Annotated in this window: 1 protein-coding gene; it reads left to right on the top strand. The window is 54.1% G+C overall.

Features of this window, described 5'->3' with window-relative positions; translation table 11 throughout:
- A partial coding sequence (locus D5398_RS25235; RefSeq protein ID WP_244216848.1) for an Ig-like domain-containing protein occupies positions 1-1,718 on the top strand: 1,718 nt, incomplete at both ends.

Genomic DNA, 1,718 nt, shown 5'->3' with positions numbered 1-1,718 from the left:
AACGCGGGCAGCGCGAGCGGCGACTTCAAAAGCGGGACGACGACGGATGACAGCACGCCGACGCTCACCGGCCATGCCGCAGCGGACAGCGTAGTGAAGATTTACGAAGGCAGCACGCTGTTGGGCTCCACGACGGCAGACAAGGACGGGGACTGGAACTTCACGCCGTCGGCGCGCAGCGAAGGCAAACATACGTTTACGGCCACGGCGACGGACGCGGCGGGCAATGCCAGCGGCCATTCCGGTAACTTTGTGATTAATATTGATATCCCGGATACCACGGCACCGGACGCGCCGGTGATTACGGAAGTTTATGACGACGTGGGTCTGTATCAGGGTCCGGTAGCCAGCGGCGGGAAGACGGATGACACGACCCCGACGCTGCACGGTACCGCAGAGGCGGGCAGCACGGTGGTAGTGAGGCACGTGACGAAAAGTAACGGCAACACGTACGTCGATGGCTCGGTAGTTGCGGACGCTGATGGTAATTGGACGCTGCAGGTGAATGGCAGTCTTCCGAACACGCGAACTTATACCGCTACGGCGACGGATGCAGCGGGAAACAAAAGCGCTGCCAGCCACAGTTATGTTGTGAATTTTGTGGATACCAACCACGACACCACGGCGCCGGATGCCCCGGTTATCAACACGTACCACGATAACGTGGGAACCTCGACCGGGGACTTCAATAGCGGAACTATCACGGATGACATCACGCCAACGCTTAAGGGCCATGCAGAAGTGCACAGTGTAGTGAAGGTATATGAAGGAAGCACGCTGCTGGGATCGACTACGGCAGGCAATAACGGGGACTGGAGTTTCACGCCTTCTGCGCGCAGCGAAGGCAAGCATACCTTCTTCGCGACGGCGACCGATGCGGCAGGCAATGTCAGTGGGCACTCGGGTCACTTTGTGGTCAATGTTGACACAGGTCTGCCACATGTGTCGGGCATCGAGTATTTTGGCGATGCTTCGAATGAACATGGCTACAGCTTTACCACTTCTAATGGGGTTAAAGTGGATGCGGGCTATGGTTTAGAAATTCACAAGCTGCCCGGTATGGTTCACGATGGATTAGGAAGTCATACAGACGTAATAAATAACGGTAGCGATATCCGCATCACACTGCCGGGAGTTGCAGACAAAGTAACGGTGTGTGGACAAGATGGCTTTTCTTTTGCATTACCCGATGTAACTTTTTACGACGCAGCAGGTAAAGAAGTCTCGGTATCACGATATGGTGAATCTGGAGGGGGACTTATTAATTGGACTTCAACCGTATTCACCGCTAACGGTGGGCAGACTATAGCCTCATGTGTTGTACATAACGCCCTCTACCTGTCGAGCATCAAGTGGGAGTCCACTGCCACATCAACCTATAAAGAGCCGATGCTGCATCAGGCGGCAGATCAGGATAATGCGCCTGCAGGGCAAGATATAATACTTACACCAGCTCAGGTGGATAATACCCATAAATCAACGGGGGCTATGGATATTACAGACCATGTACAGAATACCCTGCATCTGACGCTGAACGACATCCTCAGTGAAGCACATGCGAACCTGTTTATTCAGGATGACCATAAGCAGTTAGCCATTACCGGTGACCAGGGTGACGTGGTTGAACTGAAAGTTGAAGACCTTGCCCACAACACCTGGCAGGACGCCGGTCAGGTGACCAGCGGCGGTATTCAGTATGAGGTATATCAGCATACCGG

The organism is Rahnella bruchi, assembly GCF_003614975.1.
Classification (GTDB): domain Bacteria; phylum Pseudomonadota; class Gammaproteobacteria; order Enterobacterales; family Enterobacteriaceae; genus Rahnella; species Rahnella bruchi.
The sequence above is the reverse complement of the archived record's forward strand: the minus strand, read 5'-3'. Positions and strand labels throughout refer to the sequence as shown.